The following is a 7,681-nucleotide window of genomic DNA, read 5'->3' as shown; positions in this document are numbered from 1 at the left end:
TGGGGCTTCTCGTGTAGATGCTGCACATGTAGCAGAAGCAATTCGTTACAGAGCCTTGGACCGAGGGCTACTTATTTAATGGAGCCCGACTTATGATCAATGCAGAACACAGTATCTGATTAAGGGATAAAACAAGTTAAAGCGAGATAGTATTCAAAAATCAAGCAGAGTAACGAATAAAAGTAGATCCCAAGGTGGTAATTAAATTTACTAGTGCAACATCTTTGAGGCAAAATGTTACTATAATAGCCGGAATTAATTACCTGGAGGATTGTTAATGAAGCATGTCGTCATCTAAGAATCTTGATTCAATGCTTTTTGTGATGAGCTTTCTGTTAGGTTGCTCCCAAATGTAGAATCCGGATATGATGCGGATGCGATTCGATTGGAATTCGGTAGAAATTGATCATTTCCTAGCAAAAGAGATGGAAAAGCAGCAAACAACTCGCCTAGTGATAAATCTGAGCGGGTTGTTTTTGTTACTTTATTTTTCTAAATCCATAACTTCATGGAATTGCTCACATACTTTATTTGTCATAGAGTTTTCGTAATTTATAACTTCGTTAGAAATGTTTTGTCGAATGATATAGGTGAGTATTTATCATATGAAATTCATTAGAATCAAAAACATTTTGTCGAATTAAGTGAAATAATTTCGAAACATTAAACTTTATCGAGATATAAGGTTGATAGTAATATATTGAAGCTAAATTATAAGTATTTGGAGGCATTTATGGGATTATCTCGTAGCGAGCGCAATGAAGACAGAAGAGATGCAAGATTAGAACGCCGTCAAGCTTTAGAGGCAAAAGCCCAAGCAGAAGCAAAAAAATCGTCTATAACTTCTAGTAGCGCTCAACAAAGCACTACAAACTTATCGAAATCATCCGTACAAAAAACTAGTGTAGATAGAGTTGACATTAGTGAAGCGGCAAGAAATTTAGCAGCTACGGTGCCTAAACAAGCTCAAACATCAAATAACAAAGGAGTAATGCATGGTCCGCCGATTCCACCTAATACTGGAAAGACGTGGGGGGAGGCAAGCAGTGAAGCTGCAATTAGTGCTATAGCTGGAACAGTGGTGACTACCTCAGTTGAAACTGGTGGACAAGCCTTATTTAATAATTCGTCCCTTCCAGGACCAATATCGAAAATTATTGGACTAGGGGTATCAACAGCTGATGTTTATTACGATGCCGCAGCAAATATATCTAAAGGCGATACCAAGTTTGGGAGTGATAAATCGATTGCGCAATCTGTTACAGAGGCTGCTACAGGGGCTTTAATATCTGAACTAGGTTCATCGGCATTGGTTAATACAATTGCAGTAACACCAGCTTATATGCAACTAACACCAGAGAATAAAAAAACTACGGCAATAGTGGCTGGATTAACTACAGGTTATGTAATTTCGCTTGCAGATTCAAAGATTGGAGTATCACCAGGATTAGCCGAATATGTTGAGAAAGAAAAAAGTCGAGTTAAAGAGTCGGGTAAAAAAATTAATGAGTATATAAATCTAAGTAACAAAAAAACTTATAGTGATTTTCCATATAAAGAAAAACAAACAATTGATAAATATATGAATAATGTGGCGTTTCAAAATGATCGTATACTAAAAGCAAAGGTAGCTTGGGAAGCCGTAACCGAATAGGTGATAAAGATGGAAAGGAAAAAGCAAAAGCAGTTGCCAAAGATGCACGACAAAAAGGTGGCATGTCAAGTATAGCGACAACTATAGATCGTATTAAAGAATTGAATGATAAAATACTAAAAGAAAAAAATAATTATAGAGAGGCAGAAAAAAACAAGGACAAAAAGGCTCAAGACGCAGCTCGTGAACGAGCTAACGCATATAGAACCCAAGGTGGTACTATAAGATAAAATGAATGCAACATTGCACCTTCGATTTGAAAAAAGTTTTAAACAAAGATATGACTAACTGGAGGAATAATATGAGAGTACCACGTCATCTGAGAATCTTACTACAAATCATTTTTGTGGTGACTTTGATGTCAGGCTGTTCCCAAACTAATAAACCAGTTGAGACGACTGAATTCATAAAATACGAAGATAAAACTAATAAATTCAATATTTCATATCCAAAAGACTGGATTGTTGACACAACGCGGAAAAATGTAAATGTTCTATTTAACTCGCCAAAAGAGAGTGAAAAAGACGTTTATACAGAAAATATAACTGTAAAGGCGTTTACATTGCCAGAGGAAGCTTCATCTCCTATGGAAAACTATAGAGATGGAATGATTGAGACTATTAAGAAGCAGACACCTGGTATTGAAGTTCTTAATACTTCCGACTTAACAATAAATGAGCTTCCAGCTCTTCAGATCCTTTTAAGAGAAAAGCGAGAAAATGTAGATTTATCGCATCAAATGACTGTTGTATTTAAAGGCAATATGGGATATGTACTAGGATTTACCTGCTTAGATGGAGAGCTTGACAAATATTCCTCAACAACCGATAAAATAATAAATTCTTTTAACATCATCAATTGAAATATTTTTAATCTATCAGGTAGTAAAAATATGTTTCTCCCAAATTTTAAGGGGTATTTTCTTTAGACACTTCGAGATATGTTAAGTAAAGTCGTCGGTAATGATATCATTTGAGAACCTCACCCAGTCATAAAAAGGGTAGCGAGCTGCTTCCTTTCATCAAACAAAAGAGCCCTTCGGATATGATATGATATGATCCCCTCATTGTGGACAGAAAAAAGTAAGCACCTTACTCTGTCTATTATGGGGGGATTTTCTCATGGGAAAAATCAGAAGAACTTTTGACGCTGCCTTTAAGAAAAAAGCAGTGGATTTATATTTGAGAGATGGAATGGGTTATAAAACCGTAGCTAAAGAATTAGGTATCGAACTTCTGTAGTGCGTCGGGGGTTGCACATTATCAAACGGAAGGAATGACGGGTCTTGAAGAGAAACGAGGAAAAGCAAAAGGGCCTGGTATAGGTAGACCCAGAACGAATCCGGAGGATCCTGAGACTAAAATCAAGAGATTAGAAGCGGAAAATGCATTGTTAAAAAAGCTCTTGCAGATGTGAAAGGTGGAATGGATTCTGTACCTGAAAGCAAAAGGTTTGCTATCGTCAATGATTTAGCTAATCAAGGATATAGCATTCTGCTTTTATGCCATCTAGCCGAAGTCTCCAGAAGTGGATATTACAGATGGATGAAAAGGCAAGCCATCACCTCTCCAAAGCAGCTTGAAGATGAGCAGGTAAAGTAGAAGATCGCAGAGTGTTTTCATAAAGTCCGGGGAATCTATGGGTATCGTCGGATTAAAGTATGGATCTAGAAGAAATATGAACAGCATATAAACCGCAAACGTATTCATCGATTAATGAAGGTTACGGGGTTTCAAGCGATCATTCGCAAGAAAAGGCCTTATTACGGCAAAAAAGAAGCGTACGTAATCTCAGGCAATCTTCTGAACAGGAATTTCCATGCAGGGAAGCCAAGTGAGAAATGGGTCACCGACATTACTTATCTGATTTTTAATGGACAAAGACTGTATCTATCCGTCATTAAAGATCTATTTAACAACGAGATCATCGCTTATCAGATAAGCCGAAGAAACGATTTGAAGCTCGTTATAGATACTCTCAAAAAGGCTAAAAAGAAACGAAATGTTCGAGGAATCCTGCTTCATAGTGATCAAGGGTTCCAATACACATCCCGTCCATATAACAACTTGATTAAGAAATACAAGATGGTAGCCAGTATGTCCCAAAAGGGAAACTGCTGGGAAAATGTATGTATGGAGAACTTCTTTAGCCATTTTAAATCCGAGTGCTTTAACCGCTGTACGTTCCGTACAGTTGACGAAGTGAAACGTGAAGTTAAACATTACATCCATTTTTACAACCGTGAGCGTTTTCAGCAAAAATTAAACAACCTGAGTCCGTATGAATTCCGAACTCAGGTTGCTTAGAGTGTCTTTTTTATTTCCTGTCTACTTGACAGGGGTCAGTTCATCTCGAGAGACTCTCTTATTTTGATTAGTTCCAATTTACCTTTGATATTTTCCATTTAAAAGCTGCAGATATTAAATACAAAATTGAGGAAACAAAAAATAAAGTAAACATATCTCCTGTCAACAATAAGTAAAGACTTAGAGGTAAGGAGACCACAAAAGAAATAATGATAAGCGGTTGTTTTAGGAACGAGGTAATTAAACCAAATATCGCGGGAAGTAACAAACAAAGTGCGGTAAATACAGAGACAGTTGGTTTGTCGTAAAGCAAAATGTACCAAAGAATAATTGTTCCTACAGAAGCAAGCAAACCACATATCAGCGATAGACTAAACATAGAACTAGATTTCACGTTGCTCACCCTCTTTTCAAAAAAATGTAAATACTCCTTCTCTTTTCCAAGATATATATTATGATATATTACTAGAATGTAAAAAAATGGTGAATAGGGAGAGGGAATCAAATGTCAAAAAAGTGGATAGTAGTTCCAGTAGTCTTATCACTTTCTTTTTTAACCGCATTTACTGCTCTTGGTAAAGAGAACAAAGTCATGAAATTGGATGCTGAATCAGGAAGTGAAATCATCTTAAAAAAAGTAGAGTATCGTGAAACCGGAGATGGAGAAGGTCAAGTCACTATTGAAGGAAGAGCTACAGCAGACGGGATAATTGAGGCTTATCAAATTCAAATTGATACAGAAAATGGAACTTACATAACCAAACCATTAGATTACAAGCCAAGTGAAGAAGAGTTGAAGGAAGAAGAATCAGAAAAGGAATTATCTAATGACGAAGTTGGTTCTTCTGAAAACCAACTTCTCGCTGCTAAAAATTACTACAAGGGATGGCTGAGAGCTTCAACAGAAGATCCAGTTCGAATTGAAACCGCTGCATCCAAAATTTCGATGTCCTGGAGTGAAGATAATGACGGCTTGTTGGAGTGTTCGAGTAGTACCTTTAACACATGGGCAGCCAATCCTTCGGAGTTTGATACACACTGGTATAAAAATGGGCAATCGTTCCCTAATTATAAATACAACTCGGATAACTCAAAAATTACACAAACCGCTTGGGCTGCGTATTATAACTACGATTTTGGTAATGACGACCTCCGAACGGATGTAAAACACAACATGACAATGATCCCCGTTAATAAGGACATTGGTAGTGGTCAGTTTGATTATAAAGTGACAATGGATAAGTCCGGAGAATCTTCTGCATTACTTCAACTTAATGTAACAACGAATTAAAAAAGTTCTTCCAAAACAGGAAGATTGGGTGACAATATAGTTATTATGTAAAGTAACGCTCGAATCCTCAAATTCGGGCGTTTTTCGCTATTATGAGTAATTAGCGTTTAGAGAGGTACCTCCAGAAAAACGGATTTAGTGGCTTCAGGAGGAACTTTTAAAGATATATCAACTCTTGGTGGGAGCAAATCAACTTTTTGGGCCAATACCAATATTATACGTTGCATTATGCCACATTATGATCGAGCTGACCTTTGAGGATTGACTCTTATGGAGCGTAAAGCTGTCCTGGACCGAGCGGTTGCGGACACTCTAATCATAAGAAAATGGCGTACATTGACGGCCGAGGCAAAGACTTATGGGATGCACGCAATTGTTGCAAAATCAATCATCACAGGCAAGGATCGGGAGAATGTTTACATTACATTCAGCCTCAGATTAAACACGCGTTAAAATGCGAAACTGGACTAAGAGTGGCATGCTACGATCGCCAGTTTTCGTTGACTTAATTCTTCCAGCATAGATCAGCGTTTTTAAAGTTTTGAGGCACCTTCCTGTTATTTAGGAGGTGCCTCGACACGTTATTTGGTATATTCCATCACTTCAAAGGATAGAATCTTGAAGAATGCTACATAATCTTTTGGAGTAGTAAATGATTAGTTCTTAATATACTTATTGAACATGAATGTCATTTCATTGAGCATCTTCCAGGTTATTGTTGTAGTAGATGTAGTCTGCTATCCTAGAGACTTTAATAATCTAAAATTAATTCTTGGACAGCAATTGGATCATCTCTTTATTCCTCATCTTAACTGCTTTTTCTAATGGAGTTAAGCGAATCAATGTACTCTCACCATTAATATCTTCTGTATCAACAGTAGTGAGGTTTGGGTCCGCTCCGTGTGCTAACAGTAGTTTAGCAACATCTGTACGTCCCAAACTTACTGCCTGATAAAGTGGTGAATTAAATTTGTCATAATTCAAGTCAGGCTGTGCTCCAGAATTTATTAATTCTTTTATTATTTCTAATTCACCGGTTGCAATCATGAGCATCGTTAATCCACCATCTATCTCTATCGCATTAGGATCAGCTCCGTGTTTAAGGAGAAGTCGGACTCCTTCCATATGTTCGTTATATACTGCATAGGCCAGAGGAATTGTAAGATTCTGATCTGGATCATAATAAGACACATTTGGGTCCATACCTGCTTTAAGAAACAACTTCATTAAGTAAATATCTTTATTTCTTGCTGCTTGTACAAAGTCTTTTGAATCAAATTTAGCAGATAACTTCCCAATCTCTTGTCTAGCTTGTATAGGACTCATTGAATCGACTGGATCGGATGGAGCCTGTGCAGGGATTGAGTTTTGTTCTGGTTTCGGTGAAGTGTCAATTTGTTCAGAGATAGGATTAGATGTAGGATTCTGATTTGTTGAGACAGTCTGACTCACATGAATAGCAGATGTTGATTTAGTTTGTTTGGGAAGAGAAGTAACTTCTTTTTCTGCTGCAGACTTTGGTTTGTTTGTACTGGACTTTGAAAATATATCAGAACCTGTAATGGTCTGAAATACTACTATCCATATGAACAAGCAAACCAAGAGAATTGTTCCCAAAAATAAGCTTCGTTTGAGTTTCATAGACATTTTAAGACTTCCCTCCTAAAGAGCATGACAGGAAGATTGTACCATATATTTTTCTTAAATTGTTTACGCATTCGAGCAACATAAACATTATATAGGCACAGTGAATATTGTTTACTGGAACTCGTGTTGATTTTACTAAGCCGGTTTTTCGTTTAGTACCATTCTAGTTCAGAAAGGTAAAAAGATTTACTGGCAAAAATAAAGCGGCCCTTTAAATTTCAGAAGGGGCCGCTTTATTCTATTCCTTCATTAATACAGCCAAATACTTCGATAGGTCATTTAAGGGAGTCGGAGGTGGAATCTTTCGGTCATGTTCCCATTCGTATAGAGTACGTTCACTTATTCCTGAAAGCGCAGCAAACTCTCTCTTTGTGTACCCATAGTAGAAGCGCGCTTTAATAATACGCTCCCCTAAAGTTGATTCCGGCAGTTTCTCAAAACAACCGAGAAAAGCAACTGAGACACCAAGCACATTGGAAAGTCGTCTTAGGCTAGGAGGCGATACTTTCAATTTATTAGCTTCTGCTAATCCAATTGTTCTTGTACACAATCCTGTGACAGCGGCAAGATCAACCAAGTACATCTGTTTTGCTGTACGTGCTGCTCTAAGACGGCCACCAGGACTATCATCTATCATGTCTATAAATGGAGAAAAGAGTGTTTCCTTTTTAAATGATATTCCAAGGGTATTATCTTCAACTTTGTCCTTGTGGATTCTTTGGTACTCGAGAGAAGCAAACCTGCTCTTGCTCCCCTCAACAAATCTACAAATACGGCTCAAAG

General features: G+C 37.4%; 8 protein-coding genes. 6 read left to right on the top strand and 2 right to left on the bottom strand.

What is annotated here, in order from left to right; genetic code table 11:
- Positions 1-733 precede the first annotated feature (733 nt).
- From HP401_RS29150 to HP401_RS29125, 6 genes are all read left to right on the top strand, one after another.
- A complete protein-coding gene (locus tag HP401_RS29150; protein WP_173607584.1) occupies positions 734-1,654 on the top strand; it encodes a hypothetical protein in 921 nt (306 codons plus the stop codon).
- Positions 1,633-1,884, top strand: coding sequence for a hypothetical protein (locus HP401_RS29145; protein ID WP_173607583.1), 252 nt, complete (start codon positions 1,633-1,635; stop codon positions 1,882-1,884). Before HP401_RS29150 ends, HP401_RS29145 begins: the two co-directional genes overlap by 22 nt.
- A gap of 71 nt (positions 1,885-1,955) precedes the next feature.
- The gene (locus tag HP401_RS29140; RefSeq protein WP_173607582.1) at positions 1,956-2,516 is read left to right on the top strand and encodes a PsbP-related protein; all 561 of its coding nucleotides are present in this window, start codon (positions 1,956-1,958) and stop codon (positions 2,514-2,516) included.
- Between the two features lie 259 nt (positions 2,517-2,775).
- The gene (locus HP401_RS35655) at positions 2,776-2,895 is read left to right on the top strand and encodes a transposase (RefSeq protein ID WP_254494990.1); all 120 of its coding nucleotides are present in this window, start codon (positions 2,776-2,778) and stop codon (positions 2,893-2,895) included.
- A 447-nt stretch (positions 2,896-3,342) separates the two neighbouring features.
- Entirely contained in the window at positions 3,343-3,960 is a 618-nt protein-coding gene (locus tag HP401_RS29130) for an IS3 family transposase (protein WP_309145172.1), read from the top strand.
- A 505-nt stretch (positions 3,961-4,465) separates the two neighbouring features.
- Complete coding sequence (locus HP401_RS29125) at positions 4,466-5,251, top strand: hypothetical protein (RefSeq protein WP_173607580.1); 786 nt, start codon at positions 4,466-4,468, stop codon at positions 5,249-5,251.
- A 765-nt stretch (positions 5,252-6,016) separates the two neighbouring features.
- On the opposite strand, the gene HP401_RS29120 is transcribed toward HP401_RS29125, so the two are convergent.
- Both HP401_RS29120 and HP401_RS30105 read right to left on the bottom strand, forming a co-directional pair.
- Positions 6,017-6,898 (bottom strand): ankyrin repeat domain-containing protein, encoded by an 882-nt coding sequence (locus tag HP401_RS29120; protein WP_173607579.1) that lies wholly within the window; start codon positions 6,896-6,898, stop codon positions 6,017-6,019.
- Between the two features lie 238 nt (positions 6,899-7,136).
- On the bottom strand, positions 7,137-7,681 hold a 545-nt coding region (locus tag HP401_RS30105; protein ID WP_254457234.1), incomplete at its 5' end, for a helix-turn-helix domain-containing protein.

Origin of the sequence: Brevibacillus sp. HB2.2 (assembly GCF_013284275.1) — a bacterium.
Classification (GTDB): Bacteria; Bacillota; Bacilli; order Brevibacillales; family Brevibacillaceae; genus Brevibacillus; species Brevibacillus brevis_D.
Note: the sequence above shows the minus strand (reverse complement) of the source record. Positions and strands in the feature narration are given on the sequence as shown.

Excerpts from the sequence above, each read along its gene's own strand:
- HP401_RS29150 (WP_173607584.1), top strand. The coding sequence starts at position 734 with ATGGGATTATCTCGTAGCGAGCGCAATGAAGACAGAAGAGATGCAAGA.
- HP401_RS29140 (WP_173607582.1), top strand. The coding sequence starts at position 1,956 with ATGAGAGTACCACGTCATCTGAGAATCTTACTACAAATCATTTTTGTG.
- HP401_RS35655 (WP_254494990.1), top strand. The coding sequence starts at position 2,776 with ATGGGAAAAATCAGAAGAACTTTTGACGCTGCCTTTAAGAAAAAAGCA.
- HP401_RS29125 (WP_173607580.1), top strand. The coding sequence starts at position 4,466 with ATGTCAAAAAAGTGGATAGTAGTTCCAGTAGTCTTATCACTTTCTTTT.
- HP401_RS29120 (WP_173607579.1), bottom strand. The coding sequence starts at position 6,898 with ATGTCTATGAAACTCAAACGAAGCTTATTTTTGGGAACAATTCTCTTG.